The following is a 25,996-nucleotide window of genomic DNA, read 5'->3' as shown; positions in this document are numbered from 1 at the left end:
TCACGCAATATTTTATGCGTTTTTTTTCTTTTTATTACATCAAAATTACCTTGTGGCATACGGTCTTCTTTTTTAAAATAGAACTTTTCCAATATTGCATAGACTAAAAAAACGAACTGACGGGTTTCGGGATTTTAACACCAACGCAACACGATTCTATGAAAAGCTGATTAACTTGCATCGTCTTTAATGAAAGTTTCAAAATGCAATACATTGACCTGATTAGCCAGACCTTCCATTTTCCGACTGACAATTTCCGCGTTGAAAACGATGAACTTTATTTCAACAATGTTCCGCTGATGGATATTATACGCAAATATGGCACTCCTTTGAAAATCAGCTACTTACCTAAGATAGGCCAACAGATAGAGCGTGCAAGAGAGTATTTTTCCATCGCGATGGAAAAGTGTGGTTATCAGGGCAGTTATACGTACTGCTACTGTACAAAATCCTCGCATTTCAAGTTTGTTCTTGAAGAGACCCTGAAGCACAATGCACAAATAGAAACCTCTTCTGCCTATGACATCTCCATCGTTCGTAAACTTTACGAAGAAAAGCTAATCAACAAAGATATTTTGATTATTTCCAATGGTTTTAAGCGCAAAACATACACTGATAGTATTAAAGCGCTAATCAGGGATGGGTTTCACAATATGATTCCGGTATTAGACCATATGGATGAAATACATGCCTATGATGACTTGGAAGGGCCTTTTAATGTGGGTATTCGCGTAGCTTCCGATGAAAAGCCGGATTTTGTGTTCTATACTTCGCGCCTTGGCATTCGCTACAGCGATGTACTGGATTTCTACAAAAACAAAATAGCCAATCATCCGAAAGCTAAACTCAAGTTGCTGCATTTCTTTATCAACTCCGGCATCCGCGATGCAGCCTACTATTGGGCAGAACTGAACCGCTTTGTGTATAAGTATTGCGAACTGAAAAAGATATGCCCCGAACTTGACACCATTGATATTGGCGGCGGCTTACCAATACAGACTTCTCTCCACCACGATTATCCTTATCAGCAGATTATCAATGAAATCGTTCGCACAATTAAGTATGTGTGCGACAAAAATTTTGTTCCAACGCCCAATATCATCACAGAGTTTGGCAGTTTTACTGTTGGCGAAAGCGGCGCGATTATTTTCTCGGTTCTCGGCCAAAAACTGCAAAATGAACGCGAACGCTGGTACATGATTGACGGCTCATTTATTACGCATCTGCCCGATACGTGGGGAACAGGACAGCGTTTCATCATGCTGCCCGTAAATAATTGGAGTCATGAATACCAACAGGTAAACCTCGGAGGCATGACCTGCGACAGCGATGACTACTACAACTCCGATGCCGTAACCATCAATATTTACCTGCCAAAAATTGAAGATGAAAATAACAATCCGACCACGCAATACATCGGATTCTTTCATACAGGCGCTTATCAGGACACCATTGGCGGATATGGCGGGCTGCAACACTGCCTCATCCCCTGCGCCAAGCATGTGCTGATAGATATAGACGGGCAAGGCAACCTGACCACACGACTTTTCAGCGATGAGCAAGACAGCGAATCTATGCTGGAACTTTTGGGATACAATTCAAAATAAGTATGCAACTACCTGATTATGTGCGCATCGGGGCGATTCAGAAAAGCCTTACCGAAGTTTTGCAACAATCGTGGTCGGCGGTTTTTGTGCTGACCGACGAAAATACGCACTTCTGTTGCTATCCGCTGATAGCCCCTGTGCTGCCTGCCGACCATGAGCTGATTGTCATTCCGGCGGGAGAGATACATAAAAACCTGCAAACCTGTGCGCATATCTGGGATGCACTAACCAAAGCACAGGCCGACCGAAATGCTTTGCTTATCAATCTGGGCGGCGGCGTTATTGGCGATATGGGTGGTTTTTGCGCTGCCACTTACAAGCGCGGCATTCGGTTCGTACAAATTCCCACTACGCTGCTCGCACAAGTAGATGCAAGCGTAGGCGGGAAATTAGGCATTGATTTTCAGGGATTTAAAAACCACATTGGCGTTTTTCAAGAACCCGCCTATGTGCTGATAGACACGCATTTTCTGGATACGCTGCCACTGCGGGAGTTGCGCTCCGGCTTTGCCGAGTTGCTCAAACACGGCCTGATAGCAGATGCACAAGCATGGCAAGAACTTTGCCAACCATCTGATTTTCAAATGCTTGATTGGGGAGAAGTAGTCCCTCATTCGGTGGCGCTCAAACAATCGGTCGTAGAGCAAGACCCCACCGAAAAAGGTCTGCGCAAGATTCTCAATTTCGGGCATACCATCGGTCATGCCATTGAGAGCTATTTCCTTGAAAATCAGCCCGAAGACAACAGACTGTTGCACGGAGAAGCCATCGCTGTCGGCATGATAACCGAGTCGTGGCTGGCCGTGCATAAAACCCTGCTCCCGCAAGAAAGCTATGAGGAAATCAGAAACTACCTGCTCAATCTGTACGGCAAGGTAGCCATCCCCCAAGACGCTGTTTCCGATATCGCCCGTTTAGCATTGCAGGACAAAAAGAACCAAAACGGTACTATTTTTCTCAGCCTGATTGACAAAATCGGTTCTTGTCGGTTCAATATTCCCGCTACGCAGGCCGAAATAGAAGAAGCTATTTGGGTTTACAGCGAAATGTAAAAAAATCAGACTTCAAAAGAGCAGCCCTTTATTTGCTTTTTTTAGAACGTTTTCACAACTTACAAACGTTGATGAAAAAACTGATTGCGATAGGGCTGCTTTGTTTATTTACCTACCATTTGCTGCGGCATCATGCGGCCGAGTGGCTCGTGTGGCATTGTCATAACCATGTATTGCCTCAATATTCGGGGCAAAAAGTTGTTATCAAACTGCCCGTTTCTCTTCCTTACACGGCCGAGTGGCAGTCGGACGGGAATCATCAGCTCATTAGAAATCGCAATGAGTTTTACAACATAGTTGAGCAGCGCTACGAAAATGACACCCTCTACACGGTGTTGCAAAGCAATCAGGCTGCCCGCGAGCAGTTTTTTGCGCTGGCAGACATGGTACAACAGGAAACAGAAGCTCCATCGCCTGTAAGCAGTGCGCTGAAATTGCTAAAAAATTTATCCGATTATTATTTTTTCGCTTCGCTTTCAGTAATTGAAGTAATATTTTACACAAGTTCTACCATTCAAACAGCGGGGTATGTAGGCGTATGTTACTGCTCCCCCGTTTCATCAATCCCCACTCCACCTCCACAAGCAGCATAAGTGTGCAAATTAAATCGTTTTTATCTAAATCCGCTATCGGGGCTTTTTGCCAACGGCAGGGATTCCCAAAAGCCTGTTGCCGTCTTTAGACGCTAACAGTGCTTCCAACGCAAACAACGATTCATTTTGCTCACTTGCTTATTCTTTCTCTGCTTTAATCAATTTGTTACTTACTGAAAATCAAGCATTTGCGCACCCTTCAAGGTGTACTGCCATTTGCTGAATTTCTGATTCCTATCAATTAACGCTATCTGTTTATGAAAATAAAACTTACAGGTGCATGGCTTTTTGCCATGTTCCTAAGCATCTGTTCCGTTTGGGGACAAACACCCACCGATGGGCTCATGATGTCGCCCTATGAATTGTGCAGTGTGTTACAATACAGCCGTTCGCAATGGAAGCAGTATTGGGAAGGCAGTTTAAAGCGCAATAATGAAAATATCGGCACGCTAACTTCTCAAAGCGTCGCCGTAATGGCCGCTTACGGGGTAAATAAACGTTTGAATCTGATGTTCAGCCTGCCCTATATAGCCAATGAAGCGAGTGCCGGCAATATGAAAGGGATGCGCGGCATACAGGATTTGTCGCTGTGGGCAAAATATCGCTGGCTGCATCAACCAACGGAAATCGGCGCGCTTTCATCTTTTATCACACTGGGAGGCAGTGTGCCTGCTACCCGCTACGTACCCGACTGGCTGCCTTTTTCCATTGGTTTGGGGGCAAAAACGGCTTCTGCACGGGCAATCGTGCACTATCGCCTGAATCGGGGCTGGTATGCCACGGCGCAGTCTGGATTTACCTATCGCAGCAATATTCGCATTTTCCGCGATGCCTATCAGTTTGATGGTCAGTTGTTTTACACCAACGAAGTACAAGTACCTCATGCAGCCGATGCTACGCTTCGGATTGGCTATCTCAAAAAAAATACACAAGTAGAAGTATTCGCCGACCATCAGGCAGCACTCAGCGGTGATGATATTCGTCGGCATGACATGCCATTCCCCACCAATCGGATGATTGGAACAGCCATCGGTTGCTATGGCAAATTTTCGTATGACCTGCCCAATCAATCGGAGCTCTCGCTGACGGCACAGTTGAGCCAAGTAGTGCAAGGGCGCAATGTGGGACAGGCTACGTCCTTTTCGTTAGGTGTACTGTACGCTTTTTATGTTAAAAAAACCAACTAATTGATTACTGTTATGAAATCGCTTCGTTTATCACTTTATACTTTGTTTGCTGTGCTGCTTGCATTTGCGGGTTGCAGCAAAAAATTAGATTTACCCGACTTTGCCCCTGTACAGCCCGCACAAATTGACAGACAGGGAGGCAGTTGGCAACCGCTGGTACTTGCCCGAGTTACGGACATTCATTTGCCTATGCCCTCTCCTGCCAATAGCAGCAGCTATCGCACTGAAATAGAGGAACTTATATCGCTGCAAAACAATCTTACGAATGCGCAGCGGGATAGAATCCGCTATTGGGGGGCGGGCGCTGTATTTCGCTGGAACGAAATAGCCCGTGAACTAGCCGCACGCTATAACCTACCGCCTGCCCCGACGGCTGACGGCAAATACCCTGTCCCCGACCCCAATAACCCCGGTGCTGACCCTAAATTCCCTTTTGCCAGCCCTCCCTATGCGGCACGTGCATTTGCCTATTTGGGAGCGGCACAATACGATGCGCTGATTACGGCATGGCATTATAAATTCCTCTATCAACGGCAGGCTGCGCATCAAAACGACAGTCGTGTAAAAGCCGTATTGCCTGCAAACGAAATACCTTCTTACCCTTCCGAGGATGCTACAGTAGCGGCTGTTTCATTGGAAATACTTAAAGTTCTGTTTCCCAACGAAATAGCCTCCTTGGAACAAACCGCCGCCGACCACTGGGAAAGCAGCTTGCGCTCAGGCCGTTACACAAAAAGCGATATAGAGGCAGGAAAAATGCTGGGACGTTCCGTTGCCGAGCAAATATTGCGACGCATGAGAGCCGACGGCATGGGACAGTCTAACAATCAATCGTTGGTTAATAACATGATTGCCAATGCCAAGGGAATAGGCATGACTCCCGTGTGGGTAAGCCAAGAAATACCCGCACGCCCTCCCCTGCTGCCCGGATTCGGCTTTTTGCAACCATGGCATTTTACGGCGGCACAAACAGCCGAATTGCGCCCCGGCCCACCGCCTGCCCCTAACAGCGAAGAAACACGGCGCGCATTGGACGAACTGCGGAAATACAGCAAAAGCATCACCCGCGAGGAGCATCGCATTGCTTCCTACTGGTCAGACGGGCCGGGAAGTTACACACCGCCCGGGCACTGGAATCGTCGGGCAGGTGAGTTAGCGCACCGCTACCGACTCAATGAACTGCGTGCAGCGCGTGTGTTCGCATTTACGGGAACTGTGCTGATGGATGCAGCCATCAGTTGTTGGGACATCAAATACTACTATTACTATCCCCGCCCCCAACAGTTAGATGCTGCCATTAAAACCCCTATCGGGTTGCCCAACTTTCCCGCTTATACTTCGGGGCACTCTACCTTTTCGGGGGCTGCGGCAGAAGTGTTGAGCTTCTTTTTCCCGCAAGATGCAACCGCCTTGCAGCAATGGGCAAAAGAAGCCTCCGAATCACGCATTTACGGCTGTATTCACTTCCGTTTTGATTGTGAAGTGGGGCTTGAATCGGGAAAACAAATCGGGAAACTGGCTATTGCCCGCGCAAGGAGAGACAACGCGGAGTAGGCAGTTGAGCAATTGGTACAAAACCTGATAAGCCACTAATGCCTTTCTGGTCTAAACAATTTTTTTTCAAAAAATTTGATAGCCGGTAAGTTGTTAACAAAAAAGCCGACTATCCACTGACGGGGTCTCCAATCGCCGGCAGGGATAGTCGGCGCCCTGTTAGTGGTCGGGAGACCCTAACAGCGGTTAAGTCAAAATATAATTTTTTCAATAGTAGCCAAATAATTCGCGTTAATCAGGCATTTAACCGTGATGGGGTTCCAAGACCTGTTACGGTTTTTTTATCATCCGACTAACCCAACCGAAACAGCCCCGTTTGTCTGAAAATGGTTGGTAAAGAAAACACCTTTGAGCCGACAGCCTGCGAAATTTCTTTCTGACTGAGCACGTGCTCCAATATTTGCTCTGTCATATCGGGATAATCAACGGCTACGGGCTGTGCTGTTTCTATCCATGTGCGGAGTTTTTGCGGGAAACGTTTGCCAATCTTTTTTACAACCGTTACTCCCATCATTTTCAGTGCTTTGGCGTTGCACTTTTGCTCGTATTGTCCTCGGATGGGGAGTGCTAATACTTTTTTGCCCAAAAACATGGCTTCGGCAGGCGACTCAAAACCTGCACCTGTTACCAATCCGTTGCTGTTGGCAAGGCTTTGTGTAAAGTTTTTACTGTCAATAGGCAAAAGTGTTACATTTTTGTGCGCATTAATGGAGCGCACATTTTTTGTAAATAAATGCCAATGACAGTCTTTTTGTTCTGTCAAAATACTTATCAGCAGTTTATCGTCATAGTGCGGCAGATATACCGTGAAATGACGGCTGGTTTGAGGAGTCAAACTGCGCACCTCGCTGCGAATAATAGGCGTATGGATGGATGGCGCATAACGGTCAAAATGCAGGCCGATGACCGAGTCAGCGGGTGCATAATGCTTTAAAATCAACTCTCCGACAGGGTCGCGGCGGCGCGGCCGAGGAGTTGCCGCCGAGCGAAACGCCGCCTGATGCCCGAAACCTACGCAGGGCACGCCTTTCAACAGGGCTGCATGTGCCGAAATAAACTCAAAATCGTTGATAATCAGGTCGTACTTTTCTACGGGCAATTCCTTGATTTCCCGAATCAGCGCCTTGGGGCGAATGTTGGCTATGGTTTTTGTCAGGCTCACACCGCCGGATTTATCGTAAAAAATGCTCAACCCTTTGCTGCGAAACTTCACCTCGTGGGGCAACTGCACTTGTGAGTTGCTGCCGCTGATAAATAAATCCAGCTCGCACATTTTGCTTAGTATCGGCACGATTTCCCTTGCACGTGCGATGTGGCCGTTGCCCGTACCCTGTATGGCATACAGTACTTTCATGCAATTTCGGGTTGATAAGCAGCCTGTGCCAACGGCTCGGCAACTGCGGCTTGTTTAATGGGTTGAGTATCTAAACGCTCTGCCTCTCGGTGGTGATAAATTCGCCACTCGTTGTTTTCAAATTCCAGCGCAGTGAGGTTTTCCACCCAATCGCCGCTGTTGAGGTATTGCACCTGCCCTGCCTCTGTTACAATGCGTTTGTTGGCAGGCTGATGAATATGTCCGCAGATGAAGTAATCGTATCCTTTTTCTATGGCCAGTTCCGCAGCCACATTTTCAAATTTTCCAATGTGTTCTACTGCTTTTTTGACCTTGTCTTTTACCATTTTAGAGAAAGACAACTTTTCGTAGCCCATTATTTCGGCAAAAAAATTAACCGCACTGTTCATCAAAATGAGCAGGTCGTAGCCAACCGAGCCCAATTTTGCCAGCCATTTGGCGTGTTGAATGGATACGTCAAAAATATCACCGTGAAAAATCCATGCTTTTTTATCGCCGCAAGGCAGCACCAACCGATTAGCCAGTGTGAACTTATTGGTACTGATACGAGGGAAACGGCGCAGCAGTTCGTCGTGGTTGCCTGTGAGGTAATAAACTTTCGTGCCGCGTTCCATCATCCGCAAAATGCGCCTGAGCACCTGCAAATGCGATTTTGGGAAGTAACGCTTGCTGAAACGCCAAATATCTATGATATCGCCGTTAAGTACCAAAATTTTGGGGCGAATGCTTTTCAAATAAGCATTCAATTCTTTGGCATGGCAGCCGTAAGTACCCAAATGAACATCGGAAATGACAACAATTTCAGGGCGGCGTTTGCGAACTTTTGCTTCCATCTTTGCAGGAACATTTGACTGCAAAGTTCTGCTTCACAGGTAAATACATAATGAAAACGCCGTTAATTCCTTGTTGAATAACGGCGCTTGTATATGAATTTTTTGCTTTTGCGTATCAGGGGCGCATCGGCTCTATGTCCTCGCGCATCAGGATATCGGGATTGGTACTGGTGGCCTTGTTGATGGCCTTTAAAATGATGCCGCACACTTCGCGGATTTCGTCTTTGCTGATGGTCAGCGGCGGGGCAATGCGCATGGCATTGTCGCAATACAAAAACCAGTCGGTAATAACACCGTAGGAAATGGCTTTGTCAATCACGGCTTTCAGCACCTCAAACGACTCAAACTCAACGGCCATCATCAGCCCGGCATTGCGGATGCTCTTAATGCGCGGATGTATTAAAAGTTTTTTGAACAATTCGGCTTTTTGTTGTGCCTTCTCATGCAACTTGTTGCGCAGAATTACGCCTACCGTAGCATAAGCCGCCGCACAAGATACAGGATGGCCACCAAAAGTGGTAATATGCCCCAAAATAGGATTGTTTTTCAGCACATCCATAATATGCTTGGGTGCAATAAACGCCCCGATAGGCATACCTCCGCCCATTCCTTTGGCGCTTACCAGAATGTCGGGTACAATATCAAAATGTTCAAAAGCCCAGAATTTGCCCGTTCTGCCAAAACCTGACTGAATTTCGTCCAAAACAAGCAGCGCGCCTGTTTCGGTACAGCGTTTTCGCAGTGCCTGCATGTAGGATTTATCCGGCACGCGCACACCGGCTTCGCCCTGTACGGTTTCAATAACAACCGCTGCCGTTTCTTCCGTAATGAATGCCAAATCATCGGGTTCATTAAAGCGGATGTGGCGCACGTCGGGCAGCAATGGCCGATAAGCAGTCTTGAATTTTTCACTGCCGCTGATGCTGAGCGAACCTTGCGTGGAGCCGTGGTAGGCATTCAGGCAACTGACGAACCCTGTTCGGCCTGTGTAGCGTTTGGCAAGTTTCATAGCACCCTCTATGGCCTCGCTGCCCGAATTGACAAAATAAAAATTGTCTAACGAAGGCGGCAGGGTCAGCATCAATCGCTTGGCGAGTTCTACCTGAGGCGCTTGTACATACTCCCCGTACACCATCAGGTGCAAATACTTGCGCAGTTGCTTTTTAATCGCTTTGATGACTGCCGGATGCCGATGACCGATATTGCTCACACCAATACCGGAAATCAAATCAAAATAACGGCGATTCTGTTCATCTATCAAATAAATCCCTTCGGCTTCTTTGATTTCAAGAAGCAGGGGGAAATCCGTTGTTTGTGCTAAGTGATTGAGAAACAGTTGCCTTGTACTGATGTTTTGTCCTGATGGCGGCATAGGTGGCGGCGTATTTTTTTGTTTTTTCCCTTTGGGTGCAATCAGCGAAAAAAAAGGTTGCATCATGGGTCAGAAGTCTGATGTGGTATTTATTAACACAAATTTAACATCCGACTTGTACTATCCGACTAACTTAGGCATTTTCGCTCAAAATTTAATATTGGACAGACCGTTTTATGATATTAGTAGCAGACAGTGGCGCCACTAAGGCAGCTTGGCGGCTTATTCGCCCCGATGGCAGCACCTTGCAGGCACGCACACAGGGCATCAATCCTTACTTTGCCACAGCCACCCAAATGACAACCGAGTTAAAAGAGGTTTTGTTGCCGCAATTGGCGCAAGAGTCGGCCGATATAACCGCATTGGTGCAACAGGTGTTTTTTTACGGCACGGGTTGCGGCACAGCACAAAACCAAGAGTTGATAAAAAACATGCTGCAAACATTTTTTCCGATGGCTGTTGTTTCCGTAGATACGGACATGCTCGGGGCGGCGCGAGCACTTTGCGGCAGACAGCCGGGAATCGCCTGCATTTTGGGAACGGGCTCACACGCTGCATTGTTTGATGGCGATAACATTACACAATATGCAGTCAATCTGGGGTTTTGGCTTGGCGATGAGGGCAGCGGTGGCCACTTGGGCAAGCAGTTGGTTACGGACTATCTGAACGGCGACCTTCCGCAAGACTTGCATACTCTTTTTGCCAAACGCTATTCGCTTACGCGCGACGAGGTATTGGAAAATGCCTATCAGAAACCGATGCCCAGCCGCTATATGGCCTCATTTTCCAAGTTTTTGTTTGATAATCTGTCGCATCCCTATGCTTACCGAACGGTCTATCAAAGTTTCAGCAATTTTTTGGATAAGCGAGTGCTGAAATTTCCTGATGCGCAACGGCTACCTGTCCATTTTACAGGCTCGGTTGCATTTTATTATGCGAATGTGTTGCGCAAAGCAGCCGCCGACAAGGGCTTGCATGTGCAGCATATTTTAGAAGAGCCTGCGGCAGGGCTGGCGTTGTATCACAGCCAACAATGAAGCAGTATTTTGTGCTTCGTAAAAATTAACCCCCTCCATAGCAACAATCTGCGCTTGTATGATGTCATTAAAAGCGGAAGTGACTCAGGAAATTATTTTATATAATCTCCTGAAAAACAGAGTTTTAAACCTAACAGGTTTATCAGACCTTTCAGGTTTTGTATCAATTGCTCAACAACCGCCCTACATATAAAAACCCCTGCCACAATATGGCAGAGGTTTTTCAGGGAAGCTAATGTGTCTGTGTAATATATCCGGCCAAGCCGAATTTTTTTATCAAATAGGGTATTAATAGTTGGTATTTTGGGGGTCAAAGTTAGCCCAGCCGCGAGTCCAATCGTTGGTACCGAAAGCGCCGATGTGTGAAACTTGCTGGAAGAAGCTGTTTTGCAATTTAGCTTCGCCAAATGAAGCACCTGTCAGCAATACAGAACCTGATTGAGGCAGGAAGTTAGGGGCAGTCATGTTAAAGTTTTGTGCGTTCAGGCCCAAATCGGCCAATGAATTGAATACGCGGTTGCCGCGTACTGGGGCATTAAACCAAGCCTCTATTTCGGGCAAAGTAGCACCGCCTGCCACGTTGATGTTGCGGCTGTGAGCAGCGTGGAAATTGCGGCGGATATCCAAAGCACCGTTATTTACTTTCTGTTGTGTAGCAGAGCCATCGAGGCGCAAGCCTTCAATCCAGCCTGTAAATACGCTGTTGAAGATAGAATTTTCGGTATTGCGACGCAGGTGAGCACCACGACCGTACAGGGAGTTTACGTTAGCAGCACCTCTGCCCAGCGGGCCGAAAACGCTTACGTTTGAGAAAGTGCAAGAAGTAAAAGGAGAATCGCCTGTACCGTTTGCATCATTATCGCTTTCAAAGCCGTTAGACGTAGATTGGTCGGCAATGGCAGGGTCGCGGAGAACTACGCCAAATTGAACGTTGCCGCTGTAACCAAAGTCTGTGTCAAAATCATCGTCCCAGTTGCGATGCGAAATGAGGTATTTGCAGTTTACATTACCGCCGAACCATTCAAAAGCATCGTCGCCGCAGAAAGAAACCTGTACGTATTCAATCGTGGTTCCGCGACCTACACCGCCCATGGTCAAGCCGTTGATTTCATTACCGGGCGTGATGGGAATACCGCAAAACTCGATTCGTACATAGCGCAAAATACCAGAGTTATCGCTTGGGTCATTGCCGCCGTAAGGGCCGTCAGGAATACCCTCAATCAAAGTTGTAGTAGGCTTGTTCGTAGGTGCATTGCCCAACAATACGATACCGCCCCAGTCGCCATAAGAGCGCTGACCAACAGGTTGAGATGAGGTAAATACGATAGGCTGGTTGGCTGTACCGTCAGCAACTAGTCTGCCGCCACGTTCAACAATCAATGTACCGGAAGTAGCTTTGTCGCCAAAGATGATAGTACCGGGAGGAATGGTTAATGTAGCACCTGCTTTCACGCGCACAAAGCCTCTGAGAATGTACTTTTCGGATGCAACCAACGTGCGGTTGGCAGTAATGTTACCTTCCAGAATTACGCGGTTTTGCGCATCGCGAGCACCTGTTTCAACAGGGCCGTCGTCCTTCTTGCTGCCACAGGCAACAACTGTTAATGCAATTGCCGCAATTGAAAATAATTTCAAGATTGCTCTCATGAGTGGTTTGATTAATTGAATTAAGTAAGAAAACGGTTTAAAATTTATAGGTCAAGCCGAGCGTGAAGTATTGTCCACGACGGAAATTCATGAAGTTCAAGTCCGCACCTTTCACCGCTTTGCCATCCCGATTGGTGTCTTCCAAGAAACGGATAGGCGCATTCAGCAAATCCTGTACACCGACTTTGATTTCCAGATGTTCGCCGATGCCCTGCGTAACAGAAAGGTCAATCACGTTGCGCGGCATTTCATAGATGCTTGGGAATTGTTGGATGTTACCCACAATATTGATGCGCGGGCCAATTACATTGTAAAGCATATTCACTTGGGTGCGGCTTTCCTCGTTGTTGTAGAAAACGCCCATATTGAACAGGTAGGGCGACTGGAAAGCCAGCGGGCGGTCTTCCTGCGTAAGTGCTACATCTCCTGAAAAGCGCACATCGCTTTTCACAAGTGCGGCATTCATCACAAGTGTCAAATCCTGAATGAACTTGCTGCTGCTCAGGTTGTAGAGCGACTTGCGCACTTCTGCCTCAATGCCGAAGTTAGTGGCAGCGTCTGCGTTTTTGAAACTGTAAGTACGGGTAGAGCCACCGCCTGTAACTTCTGCCGCAATTTCAATCGGATTCTTAAAGCTCTTGTAGAACGCACCTACGGAAATCTGCTCTGTTTCAGAAGGATACAACTCCCAACGTAAATCAATGTTTTGTACGGTTGAAATTTTCAGACCGGGATTACCGATAAAGTTAAAGTCGTTGGTAAAGTCATAGTAAAGGAACGGGGCTAACTCTCTGAATTCGGGGCGGTTAATTGTGGCAGAATAGGCCGCACGCACTAACATTTTTTCCGTGATGTCATACGTAAGGTTCAATGAAGGCAGCGGGCTCAGAATCGGGTTATCCACGTTGATGCGGTTGCCACCAATGCCGCGTGTTTGCAACTGTTGGCGGTTATATTCACCGCGCAGGCCAATGGTTGCATTAAATTTCTTCGTTACGGGGATGGCCGCTGAAACATAGAAGGCAGCAAGCGTATTCTGCGCATCGTAAGTATCGCTTGGTTTGGTGCCTTCTACAAACGTCCAGCCGGTAGTGCCATTTACGTTTTCAGGGGCAAAAATGCGGTCAAAAGGTTGTGTCAGTACGGAGCGGTCAAACAATCCGCTGGCTCGCACATAGGAGAACCAACGCGCCTCAAATGTGCGTGATTTCTGTTCTACATAAGCACCGGCACGCAGCTTAGTAATCAGGCTTTCGTCTTTGCCCAATTTGATTTTGCGCTCGTAATTAACCGCACCGGTAGCACCAATTTCGTTCAAATTGGAGTAAAAACGTGCATTTTCAAACAGTGCACCGCCGGTAGGAGCTTCAATTACTTCAAAATTTTCGGTACCATCGGCGCGGCGGGTGCGGAATCGGCGCAAGTCCGGCTCGCGGCGGTTGGTGTAGTTGAAACCTGCCGTCCAGTTCAGGCTCGAGTTCTCGTTCAGTGTATGCTTGCCGCTAAACTGACCGGAATAGATACTGCGCTGTTCGTAGCGGTAAGCGTAGTTGCGGAAATCCAAACCGATACCGAAATCTCTGCCATCGCGGATGGTGGTTTCAGAAGTTCCCATTTGGTTGAACAAATTGCGGAACTCTATTTTATTGCGGTCGTTCAGGCGGAGTGTCCAGTTGTGAATAATGCCCAAACGCACGTTGTTAGAATACAAATCGTCTTTGTAAGTAGCTTCGGGCAAATCGTTGGTTTGCGTAGCACCGTTGAAAATAAAGCGGTCTTGCTGCACCAAAGCGTACTGATGCGTATTGCTGTAGCTAATACCTGTCAGGTTGCCGATTTTCCAGCCTTTTTTGGTATCAAACGCACGAGTCGTATTGAAATTCATGCGTAAATCGGGGCTGACGTTATACGGCTGGGCAAGCCATATGTTAGGCAACTCGTTTGCAAGTGCTGTGCGCTGGCTCATAGGAGCATTCACAAACGTATTGCGGTTAGGGAAGTCAGCAGGCAATTGGCGCAAACCGCCGTCAAAGCCCAACCAATCGGTATTGCTGCCCTGATAGCGTTTAACGCTTTGAAAAGTGGTATTTGCGCGGATACCCGTAGAAAGAGAGAAGGAAGTTTTATTTTCTTCGGGGTCGTTGCGGGTGTAAATTTTGATAACACCGCCGGCAAATTCACCTGCCATATCGGCTGCACCTGCCTTAGAAATGGTGATGCGGTCAATTACACCGCTTGGAATCAAATCAAAAGAAAAAGATTTTACATCTACCTCGGAGCTTGGCGTGAGGATGTCGTTCAGCATTACGGTATTGTAGCGTGCGCCCAAGCCGCGAACTACGATAAAGCGGTCATCAACTACCGAAACACCTGCAATGCGGCGCACCACCTGTCCGGCATCGCGGTCTTGCGTGCGTTGAATCTGGTCGCCTGAAATGCCCACCATTACGTTTTCGGCAAATTTGATTTCATTCACCAATGCCACTACGGTGTTGGTTTGTTTCTCCGCCGTAACGACTACCTCGCTCAAAGCGCGGGAGTCTTCCTCAATAAAGGCATTAATAAGCGCTACTTTACCAACTTCTACCACCACATTTTCCACCAGCAAAGGCTTATAAGAAACGTAGCTGATTTTCAGGTTGTAACTACCAGGAGCTATTTTGATGGAGAAGTTACCGTCTAAGTCGGTTGAACTTCCGGTTGCCGTTCCGTCAATGACAATGTTGGCACCGATAATGGCTTCTTTTGTTGCGGCATCTTTTACCGTACCTTTAATCGTTCCCAATTGCTGGGCTAAAAGTTGTCCCGAAAACAGAACAAGCGACAGAACGAAAAGTAATTTTCTACACAACATACACATTAGTGAAAATGATAAACGAGGTTATTTTTTTGATGCCACAAAGCTATTGGCGGGCTTTTACCTCAGTGTGTAGGCAATGTTATGTTTGTGTGTAAGAAGCGCAACCCTGCTTTAACGCAAGGTTAAATATGTCAAAATGGCAGCTTTTTTAAGCAAAAGGTGGTAATTTTGTATTTTTTACAGACAAAAAGGCAGTAAAAAATGATTTGGGGCATAGTTTGCTGATTTGTGAATAGATTTTTTCAAATTAGCGAGGCAAACAACACAAATCGTACAATGAACTTCAACCAATACACCATCAAAGCACAAGAGGCCGTTCAAAAGGCTTCCGAAATTGCATCCGGTAAACAACAGCAAATTGTTGAAACGGGTCATTTGTTGAAAGCGGTACTGCTGTCCGATGAAAACATCACACAGTTTTTTTACAAAAAATTAGGCATCAATCGCGCGCTTTTAGAAAGCAAGTTAGAAGAATATATCAACGGCTACCCCAAGTCCACGGGGCAGCAGCCGTATCTTTCCAACGATGCCGCCGCCGCACTGCAACGCGCCGAGCGTGCGCTAACCACCTTTAAGGACTCTTATGTAGCTATTGAGCACATATTAATAGGCTTGCTGGGTGGCAAAGACAAAGTTGCCGCACTGATGAAAGACGCGGGTTTTGTGGAGAAAGACCTCATGGCAGCCATCAAAGAAATGCGCGGAGGAAGCACCGTTTCTGACCAAAACGCCGAAGCCAAATATCAGTCGCTGGCGCGTTATTCTAAAAACCTCACCGAGCTGGCAAGGCAGGGCAAAATTGACCCCGTCATCGGGCGCGATGAGGAAGTTCGCCGCGTGCTGCAAATCCTCAGCCGCCGCACCAAAAACAACCCTATTTTGTTGGGTGAACCCGGTGTTGGTAAAACTGCCATTGTGGAGGGCTTAGCACAGCGAATCGTAAACGGCGACGTTCCCGAAAACCTGAAATCGGTAACAATCGCCTCTTTGGACATGGGCTTGTTAGTTGCCGGTGCGAAGTATAAAGGCGAGTTTGAAGAGCGCCTCAAATCGGTTATCAAAGAAGTGATTGACAGCGAAGGCAGCATCATTCTGTTCATTGACGAAATCCACACGCTCGTAGGTGCGGGCGGTGGCGGTGAAGGCGCAATGGATGCGGCCAACCTGTTAAAACCTGCATTGGCGCGCGGCGAACTGCACGCCATCGGTGCAACTACGCTCAAAGAATACCAGAAATACATTGAGAAAGACAAGGCCTTAGAGCGTCGTTTTCAGGCGGTTATGGTAGATGAACCTTCGCCCGAAGATGCTATTTCCATCTTGCGCGGTATCAAGGAAAAGTACGAGCTGCACCACGGCGTACAAATTAAAGACGATGCCATTATTGCAGCCGTACAACTGAGCGACCGCTACATTTCCGACCGATTCCTGCCCGACAAGGCCATTGACCTGATGGACGAAGCGGCAGCGCGTTTGCGAATCCAGATTGACTCTTTGCCCGAAGAGTTGGACGAGGTGCAGCGCAAAATCATGCAGTTGGAAATTGAGCGCGAAGCCATCCGCCGCGAGAAAGATACCGAAAAAGAAAAGGTACTCACTGCCGAGATAGCCGAGTTGGAAAGCAAGCGCAACTCCATGCGCAGCCGTTGGCAGATGGAAAAAGACATCATCACGGCCATACAACAGGAAAAAGAGAAGATTGAAGCCTACGAAAACGAAGTTAAGCAGGCACAGCGCGACGGCGACTACGGACGGGCGGCCGAGTTGAGCTACGGCTTAATTCCCGAGGCTCAGAAAAAATTAGCCGCCTTGCAGCAACAAATGGCAGAACTTTCCAAAGACAAGTCGCTGCTAAAAGACGTAGTAACAGCCGAGCAAATTGCCGAAGTAGTTGCTAAATGGACAGGTATTCCGGTAAGCAAAATGCTGCAAAGCGAGCGGGAAAAACTGCTGCATCTGGAAGAAGAACTTGGCAAGCGCGTAGCCGGACAGGAAGAAGCCATTCGCGCCGTGGCCGATGCCGTGCGTCGCAGCCGTGCAGGTTTGCAAGACCCCAAGCGGCCGATAGGTTCTTTCATTTTCTTGGGAACAACAGGCGTGGGTAAAACCGAGCTTGCCAAAGCACTGGCCGAATACCTCTTCAACGACGAGAACGCAATGGTGCGCATAGACATGAGCGAATATCAGGAACGCCACAGCGTGAGCCGACTCATCGGTGCGCCTCCCGGATATGTGGGCTATGATGAAGGCGGACAGCTCACCGAAGCCGTGCGCCGCAAACCGTACAGCGTTATCCTGTTGGACGAGATAGAAAAAGCGCACCCCGATGTGTTCAATATTTTGTTGCAGGTACTTGACGATGGTCGCCTGACCGATAATAAAGGTCGCGTGGCAAACTTCAAAAACACCATCATCATCATGACCAGCAACACAGGTTCGGATATCATCCGCGAGCGCTTTGAGGAGCTCAACGAGTTCAATGCGGAGGAAGTAACCGAACGCGCCAAGGCAGAGGTGTTCCAGTTGCTCAAATCAACTATTCGCCCCGAGTTCCTGAACCGCATAGACGAGGTGATTATGTTCCAGCCACTGACTCGCCAGCAAATGCGCAAAATTACGGACATCCAGTTCCGTCAAATTCAGCAGCGCATGAAGGAGAATGGCATAGAGATAGACGCAACCCGCGAGGCTTTGGACTATTTAGCCAACATCGGTTACGACCCGCAGTTTGGCGCAAGGCCGCTGAAACGCACCATGCAGCGCTATCTGCTGAACGAGCTGAGTAAGGAAATTTTGGCAGGCAAAGTAACCAAAGACAACCCTGTGCTCATCGAGCTTGACGGCAATCAGTTGCGATTTGTCAATATTACCGAAGTTGAATTGGAATAGCGCGGTTCCTGCACCCAACCGTCCTTTCGCTTTCGGGGGTAAGTTTGCAAGTACTTACCCCCGACTGTCGGGGTGGGAAAAATAATACTCAATCGTCAGACAACGCCGCCACAAACCTCGCGCAGGCGAAAAGCGTAACTAAATTTTGCTTCTGTCCTTCATAATTTTTTGTACGCCGGAAGGGCTGTAAGCCAACATTTTTTGATAGAGGCTTTCCATATCGGAATCGTGCAACAACATGGCGCGATATTCGGGCTTGTAGAACCCCTGCTGAACGGCATAATCCAAAAAATCGAGCAATTTGTCATAATACCCGTTCACATTCAGCACACCAATAGGCTTCTGATGCAAGCCCAATTGTGCCCATGTGAGAATTTCGCACAACTCTTCAAAAGTGCCCATACCGCCGGGCAGCGCCAAAAATCCATCCGATATTTCAAACATTTTGGTTTTGCGCTCGTGCATACTTTTTACCACCACCAACTCATTCAGTTTGGTATGCCCGACCTCGGCGCTAAGCAAAAAATCGGGAATAATGCCTGTTACCTTACCGCCGCATCGCAGCACTTCATCGGCAACGGCTCCCATCATGCCTACTCTGCCTCCTCCATAGACCAAACGCATATGATGGTTTGCAATAAAACTACCTACGGCAGTAGCTGTTTCTATATAGACAGGGTTTACACCGCTGTTTGCACCACAATACACACAAATAGATTTCATCTTGCTCATTTAAACGACACGTCTTGCACCGCGATAACGCGGCCTGAAATAATCCGTAAAAATAGGTTGCTCAATTACACCGCGCGAGGTGCTGGCATGAATAAACATGGCTTCCTGCTGCGTTCCGCCCTTCGTAACAATGCCTACGTGCGAAATGCGGTTAGGGTCGTGGTCGGTGGTGGCAAAAAACACCAAATCGCCGGGCTGCAATTGGTCTACACTCACGGAAGTACCCTGCAAAATTTGGTCGCGCGAAGAACGCCCCAATTTCACGGGCATATTTGCCTCCTGAAAAACCAACTGGGTAAACCCCGAGCAATCCAAGCCTGTTTCACGCGTTGTTCCGCCACTTCGGTAGGGCGTGCCTATCAGCGTGCGGGCATGTGCCAACATGCGGTTAATCATCTCGCTGCGCTGCGAATTGGCAGGAGTAGCCACAGGCGGTTGAGGTTTTATCGGCTGATTGGCTTCTATCAAAGCGTTGAAAAAATCATCAAAAACCTGCTGATGGATACGTAAATCTACCTGACAGATAGTAACATTGCCTTTGCTGTCTTTCAAAAATTGGATGCCTTGCGTATTGCGGGCTGCGATTAGTCGGTCAAAAAATCGCTCAAACTGTTGTTGATGCATGGCAATATCAATCTGTGCACCCCACAGATTGCCCTTGCTGTCCTTCAAAAAGGTAATACCCGGTATGTTCATGTTTAGTTCATCGGTTAAAACGGGGAAATCGGGGCAAGTTTGCTAACTTTCGCTTGGAAACAGCAAACTAACCGGCACTTAATTTAGCATTTTTAAGCACATGAAAAAAATGAGTTTGCAAAGACTTGCCCCGCTGTTATTGACGCTGCTCGGCACATTGGCCTGCCAAAGTTCTTCAACCGATACCGAAACAGCCGCCCTGACAAATGAAGTAGCCGTTGCGGAAGACTATCTGATAAGTAGCCCGTGGCTTTCCGAAGTGCGCGATGAACCCGTACAATATCTCAAAGTGGCTTATCCGACAGGCGATTCGTTGTTTATTCGCTTGTTGCTCGTGCCTGTCCATGACAAAATTTATGCTACGGGCAATGGTTTTTTACACGAAAAAGGCGAAGTGATTTGGGCGGAAGGCTGGGCTGATAGCAGTCAAGTATTTGATATTCAAATTTTTACACAAGACAGCATTGCAGTGGGACAATTTCGCGGCAAACTTTCCGAAGGCAGCAAACCCATGCAGTTTATCCGTTCGGGCAATTCAAAACCCGCACTGCCAACTCCTATGAATAGCCGTGAGAAAAGCTACTTTCTCAGCAGAATATCCCCTTTGTTAAGCCTCAAACTGACCGCCTGCCCCAATAAAACAATGCACTACTTTGGGATTCATCCCCAACATCAGGAATACAAACTTTGGGTAGCCATGCAGAACACTGCAAAAGATGTGTACGTTCCACAGGCGATTTTTATAACTACCGCCGCACATGACGATGTTATCCAATATCTTCCTCTGCGACAATCGGTTGCGCTGACCGCCCAAAACGTGCCCGAAATGACACGCAAAAGCAAACAATACTTTGATTTACAGGATATTAACCAAGACCGCTACAATGATATTCGGTTTGCGGAAACACAAACTGCTGTGCAAAAAATATATCGCTACCTGATTTATGACCGCGAAGAAAATATCTTTCTACCGCTGCCATTGGCGGCTAATGATTACTTTCGCGCCCAAAAATAAGCCCCTGCAATGCCTCAACGCCTGCTCATTATACAAACCGCTTTCATAGGTGATGTTATTCTTGCAACGGCACTGATAGAAAAAATCTGCCAACAGTATCAGAATACTATGGAAATTGATTTCCTTTTGCGCAAAGGAAATGAAAGCCTTTTGGAAAAACACCCCCACATTCGCCGCCTGTGGGTATGGGATAAGCAGCAGGATAAATACCGCAACATGTGGCGGCTCATCGGCGAGCTCAGGCAACAACAGTACGCATATGTGGTCAATGTGCAGCGCTTTGCGGCTTCGGGGCTGTTTACCGTACTTTCAGGAGCCAAACAAACCATCGGTTTTGACAAAAACCCGTTGAGTGTGTTTTTTACCCGTCGCTATCCGCACCGCATTGGCGACGGCACGCACGAAACAGTGCGCAATCAACAGTTAATCAGTACTTTAACCGACAATGTACCGGCCAAACCACGTCTATATCCGCTGCCTAAGCATTACGAACAGGCGGCGGCATTTCAGCAACACCCCTACGTCTGTATAGCTCCGGCCTCGGTATGGTTTACCAAGCAGTTTCCTTTGGAAAAGTGGGTAGAACTGATTGATAAACTGCCTGCCCATCTGCATGTGCTGCTGTTGGGCGGCAAGGAAGATGCGGCACTCTGCGAGCAGATTGTGCAACAGGCAGCGCGTCCCAATCTGCAAAATTTGGCAGGTAAACTCGGCCTGCTGGCCTCTGCGGCACTAATGGAAAGTGCTGTGATGAACTACGTCAATGACTCTGCACCTATGCACTTGGCCTCTGCCGTTAATGCGCCCGTGTGTGCCATTTACTGCTCTACCGTGCCGGCCTTTGGCTACGGGCCTCTTTCCGACAAACAATCGGTGATAGAAACCGCCGAACCATTAGACTGCCGCCCTTGCGGTTTGCACGGGTACAAAGCCTGCCCCCAAGGACATTTCCGCTGCGCAATGAGTATTTCAACGGACGACATCATCGGCCGGACATTAAGCAGTTGAGCCAACAGCCCGAACTCAACATGCAACTGCGACAAGTTATTACGCTCTACCACGAACTGGCGGCGGGGTTGTGTAACTGCGTTTATATTGACTCATCGGCCTCAATCGTGCAGGTTTTTTACGCATCGCTACAGTCCCATCAGTGCAGCCATTGTTTCTATCGCACATCCCACAAGTTGTCAATGCGAAGATTCTCATTTTCGGCGTGTTGGTTGTTGCACAGTTTGCTGACGGTACTGTAAAGAGTACAAATATACCTGTTGTAAAGTTGAATGAGCTTGCATTTTACAATAGACTATATTAGACTTTTTGGAAGCTAAGAAACTGAAAATCAATTGATTGAAAATTTTAATTTGTAATTATATAAACCTGCACTTAGCTGAAAATTTTCTAATATTTGTTCTCTACACTTCATACGACTCTTAATTTGGTTAATGAAAAAGTGTTTACAACCTGCCAAAGCATTTTCTACTCTTACCCTAAAACTTGAAAATATTTTGTTGATGCTTCTTTCAAAATCACCTGACAACTTCCCTTTAGGCTTTTTATGGGGTTTTACAACCCGTGCGTTATATATGATACTTTCCATACCCTGAAATCCTAAATCTACATGTGTCCGTTTGCCTCTGAAATTAATCCATGAAAATTCATCTTTAAAAATGGTTATATCATGTACGCTGCCTGTCCATAATTTACCTACATATAAAATTCGCTTTTTACTATCACTAATCATCAACATTTTTACTGTATGTCGTTTTTTTTCCTGAGTAATATCCCCGCTGTTCCTCCTGATTATCAGGTCGTTGTATCGGTATTTCCGTACAATCCATTATCAAATCTTCCACGCCTTCAAAGGCCTTATCAAAATCTGATTGATTTTTAAATACCTTATTGACAAAAACATCTTGTGCTTTTAAGGCTGCTTTTAAAGATTTTTTAGTTATTTTCAAATAATCAGAAACCGTACGGATATCCACGTTAAAATATAAAGCCATATTTTCCAATGTAGGATAGGCTTTCAAATAATGCAAGACAAAGAAAAGTGCCTCTTTGGAATTGGTCAAAACAGGAGGTTTGGAATACTGATGACCTAATTTGGGCTTGTAGTATTGGTTGAAAACGTCTGCCAAGGCATTAAATTGTTCAAGAGTTAAGCCCGTAGCAGCTCTGCATTTTTTATCATTGTTGAGATTGTAGAAAATACTGGCCATATTGTATCTACATTTGATAAAATCACTACACAAAATTAATCAATTCGCTGATAATCAATACACAAAAGGTCTAAAATTTACATCTGCAAGTAAATACCCCCCCTTATATTTCCAAATTTCTAATGTTAAATATTTGTTAATAGAAGTTGCAGCTTGTAAGTAAGCAGAGTAGTACATCCTTTGCTGTTGTTTGTATCTCGTTACACGTTGCTTATAAGCAACCACTTATCGTGTGTAAGGAATATTAGGACTTATGCAATTACAAAAGCATAGTTTTTTTCATAAGTCTTACCATACACAACGGCAGAAATATAAAACGTCTAACAGCGTTTTGCGAAAGTGGATTTTATCAGACCTGTAAAGATGGCAAACCTACGGTTTTACCACCTTTACCCGAGTTTCTACAAACGCACAAAATCCTACAATCATTTCATCCATTCAAATATAATCTGCATACTTACGCCGCACAACCATCCACCGTAAGTGCCTAAGGCATAGCCTAATACGGAAAGCAGCACTCCAACGGGCGCAAGGACAGGATGGAAAGCGGAGGCAACAATGGGCGCAGAAGCCGCACCGCCCACATTGGCCTGACTGCCCACTGCCACAAAGAAAAAGGGTGCTTTAATCAGCCATGCTACCAGCAGCGTAATGCCTACGTGGCTCAACATCCAGATAACGCCTCCCAAAAACAATATCGGATTGTCAAAAATCGCCAGCACATCCATTTGCATACCGATAGTAGCCACCAGCAAATACACAAAGGCGCTGCCAATCCGCGATGCTCCTACCCCTTCCAACCGGCGGGCAGGCTGCCAGAAAGACAGTAGCAAACCTATGGTGGTGGCAATCAGCACAATCCAAAAAAAGGCTGAAATAACCGAACTGAGGTAAATGGATTCCAAAAACTCTTTTTGTGTGTCTAAGGCAGGCACAATCCAATCGGCGAGCAGGTGCGCAACGGCAGTACCGCCAAAGCCTACGGCCATAATATTCATTGTATCGCGCAGCGCAGGAATTTGCATAATGCTTGCCCGATAGGCCTCAATGCGATTTTTCGTTTCTTCAATTACCGAAGCATCGGCTTTGAGCAGGGCATCCACCTTTTGCGAACGGGCTGCGCCGTAGAGCAGGCAGGCCGTCCATATATTTGCCACAATGACATCAACGGCAATCATCGTTGAAAAAAGTTTATCACTTGCGCCAAATACTTCTTTCATGGCAGTTTGATTGGCACTGCCGCCTATCCAACTACCCGCAATGGTAGCCATACCGCGCCATGTTTCATCGCCGCCGCTTGTTTGCAAAACAGAGGGGTCTATTGCCGCAATAGCCAGCAAGGCAATCGGCCCGCCGATGACTATACCCAGCGTGCCGGCCAAAAAAACGATGAGTGCTTTAGGCCCAAGCCTGACAATAGCGGGGAAATCCATGCTGATAGTCAGCAAGATAAGCGCAGTAGGCAAAAAATAACGGGAAGCCACTTTATACAATCCTGATGCCTCGCCCGAAATCAGCCCGAAAGTATTGAACAACGAAGGGATGAAATAACACAACAACAGGCTTGGCACGATGCCGTAAAACTTCGTCCAAAAAGGCGTTTTTTGGCTTGAAGTATAAAAAACCAAAGCCAGCACCGAGAGGAGCAATCCCAGCACAACGGCATCATTTGTAATCAAAGGTGTTTTCATTTTTCTGCGTTTTGCTGCAAAAAACAATAAATTGGCTAAGTTTACGAAGTCAAAACGGAAAAAAACTAAACCTAACTTTTTTATGAGGTATCTCAATGAATTCTCTTTCGCGGGCAAAAAAGCGCTCGTACGCGTTGATTTTAATGTGCCCTTAGACGATGATTTTCAAATTACTGACGATACGCGCATCAGAGCGGCCGTTCCTACCATTAAAAAAATATTGAACGACTGGGGCAGTGCCATCCTGATGTCGCACTTGGGAAGACCCAAGGGAGGCCCCGAAGAAAGATATTCGCTGAAACACATCGTTGGCAGGCTGAGCGAATTGCTCGAAGCCCCCGTGCATTTTGCCGATGACTGTATCGGAGAGCAGGCATTCAGCAAGGCTGCAAACCTGCGCGGCGGCGAAGTTTTATTATTAGAAAATTTGCGGTTCTACAAAGAAGAAGAAAAAGGCGACGTCAATTTTGCCGAAAAACTTTCCAAACTGGGCAATGTTTACGTAAACGATGCTTTTGGAACGGCACATCGCGCACATGCCTCTACTACCATTGTCGCACAATTTTTCACTGACAAAATCTGCGGCTATCTGATGCAGGCAGAATTAGAGAATGCCGAAAAAATAATGAACAATCCCGAAAGGCCTTTCACGGCTATTATGGGCGGCGCAAAAATTTCCGATAAAATTCTCATTATTGAACAACTGTTAGGCAAAGTAGATAATCTGCTGATTGGCGGTGCAATGGCCTACACATTCTTCAAAGCGGCAGGCGGCGAAATCGGTAATTCGCTTTGTGAGGATGATAAATTACACGTAGCACTGGATTTGGTAAAAAAAGCCAAAGAAAAGGGCGTAAAACTGCTCCTACCCGTAGATAGTGTCGTTGGCGACTCTTTCAGCAACGATGCTACCGAACATTTAGTGAACAGCATGGAGATTGCACCGGGATGGATGGCGCTGGACATCGGCCCCCAAGCACGCGCCGAGTACGCCGCAATCATTCAGAACTCTAAAACCATCCTCTGGAATGGCCCTATGGGCGTTTTTGAGTTCAGCAACTTTGCCCGCGGAACCATTGAAATTGCCGAAGCGGTAGTAGCAGCCACTAAAAACGGAGCTTACTCGCTCATCGGTGGCGGAGATTCAGCGGCAGCCATCAACCAATTAGGCTATAGCAACGATGTGTCCTATGTTTCAACAGGCGGCGGCGCACTGCTCGAGCTCATAGAGGGCAAAGTATTGCCGGGAGTGAAAGCACTCGGCTAAGCATTTTCTTTGACAATACACAAATATCGTTGGCGGCGTTACAACTACCAACGATATTTTTTTCAAATTCAACTTATTTATTCCCATGATGAACAAAAACTTTTTTGCTATGTTGGCATTTATTGCAGGCATGTTATTACTGGTAAGTGCCATTTACAGCCTGAGCGGGGGCATTTCAACCGAGGGGCTGATTTATCTTGCAATTGCCATTGCCGCACTAACGGCAAGCTACGTTCTCCGAACAAAGCAACAACAGTAAGAACAACTGTAATCCGGCAACGCAAAGCAGGAAATTCTAAATCCGCCTGCATTGAACATCATTTATTTGAGTTTACATCAAGTTTTTTTATAATATTGCAAGTAAACTACGACAAACCCGACTACTTACTAC

General features: G+C 46.9%; 19 protein-coding genes and 1 pseudogene. 11 read left to right on the top strand and 9 right to left on the bottom strand.

Going from position 1 to position 25,996, the window contains the following annotated elements:
* Positions 1–203 precede the first annotated feature (203 nt).
* The 5 genes from NDK19_RS02775 to NDK19_RS02755 all read left to right on the top strand — a co-directional run bounded on the left by NDK19_RS02775 (position 204) and on the right by NDK19_RS02755 (position 5,993).
* On the top strand, positions 204–1,607 hold the full coding sequence (locus NDK19_RS02775; protein WP_250630309.1) for a type III PLP-dependent enzyme domain-containing protein: 1,404 nt from the start codon (positions 204–206) through the stop codon (positions 1,605–1,607).
* A 2-nt stretch (positions 1,608–1,609) separates the two neighbouring features.
* A complete protein-coding gene (gene aroB / locus NDK19_RS02770; RefSeq protein WP_250630308.1) occupies positions 1,610–2,659 on the top strand; it encodes a 3-dehydroquinate synthase in 1,050 nt (349 codons plus the stop codon).
* A 71-nt stretch (positions 2,660–2,730) separates the two neighbouring features.
* Positions 2,731–3,252 carry a hypothetical protein gene (locus NDK19_RS02765; protein ID WP_250630307.1) on the top strand — a complete coding sequence of 174 codons (522 nt, stop codon included), beginning with the start codon at positions 2,731–2,733 and terminating at the stop codon, positions 3,250–3,252.
* Positions 3,253–3,509: 257 nt separating this feature from the next.
* A complete protein-coding gene (locus NDK19_RS02760) occupies positions 3,510–4,439 on the top strand; it encodes a hypothetical protein (protein ID WP_250630306.1) in 930 nt (309 codons plus the stop codon).
* A 12-nt stretch (positions 4,440–4,451) separates the two neighbouring features.
* The gene (locus NDK19_RS02755) at positions 4,452–5,993 is read left to right on the top strand and encodes a phosphatase PAP2 family protein (RefSeq protein WP_250630305.1); all 1,542 of its coding nucleotides are present in this window, start codon (positions 4,452–4,454) and stop codon (positions 5,991–5,993) included.
* Positions 5,994–6,285: 292 nt separating this feature from the next.
* Here NDK19_RS02755 and NDK19_RS02750 read toward each other — a convergent pair whose 3' ends face one another.
* From NDK19_RS02750 to NDK19_RS02740, 3 genes are all read right to left on the bottom strand, one after another.
* Positions 6,286–7,347 (bottom strand): glycosyltransferase family protein, encoded by a 1,062-nt coding sequence (locus NDK19_RS02750; RefSeq protein WP_250630304.1) that lies wholly within the window; start codon positions 7,345–7,347, stop codon positions 6,286–6,288.
* Positions 7,344–8,180 (bottom strand): UDP-2,3-diacylglucosamine diphosphatase, encoded by an 837-nt coding sequence (locus NDK19_RS02745; RefSeq protein WP_250630303.1) that lies wholly within the window; start codon positions 8,178–8,180, stop codon positions 7,344–7,346. The genes NDK19_RS02750 and NDK19_RS02745 overlap by 4 nt, the downstream gene beginning before the upstream one ends.
* Before the next feature lie 115 nt (positions 8,181–8,295).
* Positions 8,296–9,531 (bottom strand): aspartate aminotransferase family protein, encoded by a 1,236-nt coding sequence (locus tag NDK19_RS02740; protein WP_250630601.1) that lies wholly within the window; start codon positions 9,529–9,531, stop codon positions 8,296–8,298.
* 197 nt (positions 9,532–9,728) lie between these two features.
* On the opposite strand from NDK19_RS02740, the gene NDK19_RS02735 reads away from it, so the two are divergent.
* On the top strand, positions 9,729–10,589 hold the full coding sequence (locus NDK19_RS02735) for an N-acetylglucosamine kinase (RefSeq protein WP_250630302.1): 861 nt from the start codon (positions 9,729–9,731) through the stop codon (positions 10,587–10,589).
* Between the two features lie 288 nt (positions 10,590–10,877).
* Here the strand turns inward: NDK19_RS02735 and NDK19_RS02730 are convergent, their stop codons facing one another.
* On the bottom strand, positions 10,878–12,236 hold the full coding sequence (locus tag NDK19_RS02730) for a T9SS C-terminal target domain-containing protein (RefSeq protein WP_250630301.1): 1,359 nt from the start codon (positions 12,234–12,236) through the stop codon (positions 10,878–10,880).
* 37 nt (positions 12,237–12,273) lie between these two features.
* A complete protein-coding gene (locus tag NDK19_RS02725; RefSeq protein WP_250630300.1) occupies positions 12,274–15,090 on the bottom strand; it encodes a TonB-dependent receptor in 2,817 nt (938 codons plus the stop codon).
* Between the two features lie 282 nt (positions 15,091–15,372).
* Between NDK19_RS02725 and clpB the strand changes: the two genes are divergently transcribed.
* Positions 15,373–17,985, top strand: a complete 2,613-nt coding sequence (gene clpB, locus NDK19_RS02720; RefSeq protein WP_250630299.1) for an ATP-dependent chaperone ClpB — start codon at positions 15,373–15,375, stop codon at positions 17,983–17,985.
* Positions 17,986–18,123: 138 nt separating this feature from the next.
* Here the strand turns inward: clpB and NDK19_RS02715 are convergent, their stop codons facing one another.
* Entirely contained in the window at positions 18,124–18,717 is a 594-nt protein-coding gene (locus NDK19_RS02715) for an LOG family protein (protein ID WP_317207148.1), read from the bottom strand.
* Positions 18,718–19,413, bottom strand: a complete 696-nt coding sequence (locus NDK19_RS02710) for a C40 family peptidase (protein WP_250630298.1) — start codon at positions 19,411–19,413, stop codon at positions 18,718–18,720. It abuts the gene before it with no gap.
* A gap of 100 nt (positions 19,414–19,513) precedes the next feature.
* Between NDK19_RS02710 and NDK19_RS02705 the strand changes: the two genes are divergently transcribed.
* Positions 19,514–20,428, top strand: coding sequence for a hypothetical protein (locus NDK19_RS02705; RefSeq protein ID WP_250630297.1), 915 nt, complete (start codon positions 19,514–19,516; stop codon positions 20,426–20,428).
* 9 nt (positions 20,429–20,437) lie between these two features.
* Entirely contained in the window at positions 20,438–21,436 is a 999-nt protein-coding gene (locus NDK19_RS02700) for a glycosyltransferase family 9 protein (RefSeq protein ID WP_250630296.1), read from the top strand.
* A gap of 331 nt (positions 21,437–21,767) precedes the next feature.
* Here NDK19_RS02700 and NDK19_RS16990 read toward each other — a convergent pair.
* Positions 21,768–22,266 (bottom strand): annotated as a pseudogene (locus NDK19_RS16990) (transposase family protein).
* An 806-nt stretch (positions 22,267–23,072) separates the two neighbouring features.
* The gene (locus NDK19_RS02690) at positions 23,073–24,338 is read right to left on the bottom strand and encodes a DUF819 family protein (protein WP_250630295.1); all 1,266 of its coding nucleotides are present in this window, start codon (positions 24,336–24,338) and stop codon (positions 23,073–23,075) included.
* Positions 24,339–24,420: 82 nt separating this feature from the next.
* Here NDK19_RS02690 and NDK19_RS02685 point away from each other — a divergent pair, with 82 nt between their 5' ends.
* Together NDK19_RS02685 and NDK19_RS02680 are read left to right on the top strand one after the other, a co-directional pair.
* Complete coding sequence (locus NDK19_RS02685) at positions 24,421–25,605, top strand: phosphoglycerate kinase (RefSeq protein WP_250630294.1); 1,185 nt, start codon at positions 24,421–24,423, stop codon at positions 25,603–25,605.
* Positions 25,606–25,714: 109 nt separating this feature from the next.
* Positions 25,715–25,864 carry a hypothetical protein gene (locus NDK19_RS02680; protein ID WP_250630293.1) on the top strand — a complete coding sequence of 50 codons (150 nt, stop codon included), beginning with the start codon at positions 25,715–25,717 and terminating at the stop codon, positions 25,862–25,864.
* Positions 25,865–25,996 lie beyond the last annotated feature (132 nt).

It is taken from the genome of Rhodoflexus caldus, from assembly GCF_021206925.1.
Classification (GTDB): Bacteria; Bacteroidota; Bacteroidia; order Cytophagales; family Thermoflexibacteraceae; genus Rhodoflexus; species Rhodoflexus caldus.
The sequence above is the reverse complement of the archived record's forward strand: the minus strand, read 5'-3'. Positions and strand labels throughout refer to the sequence as shown.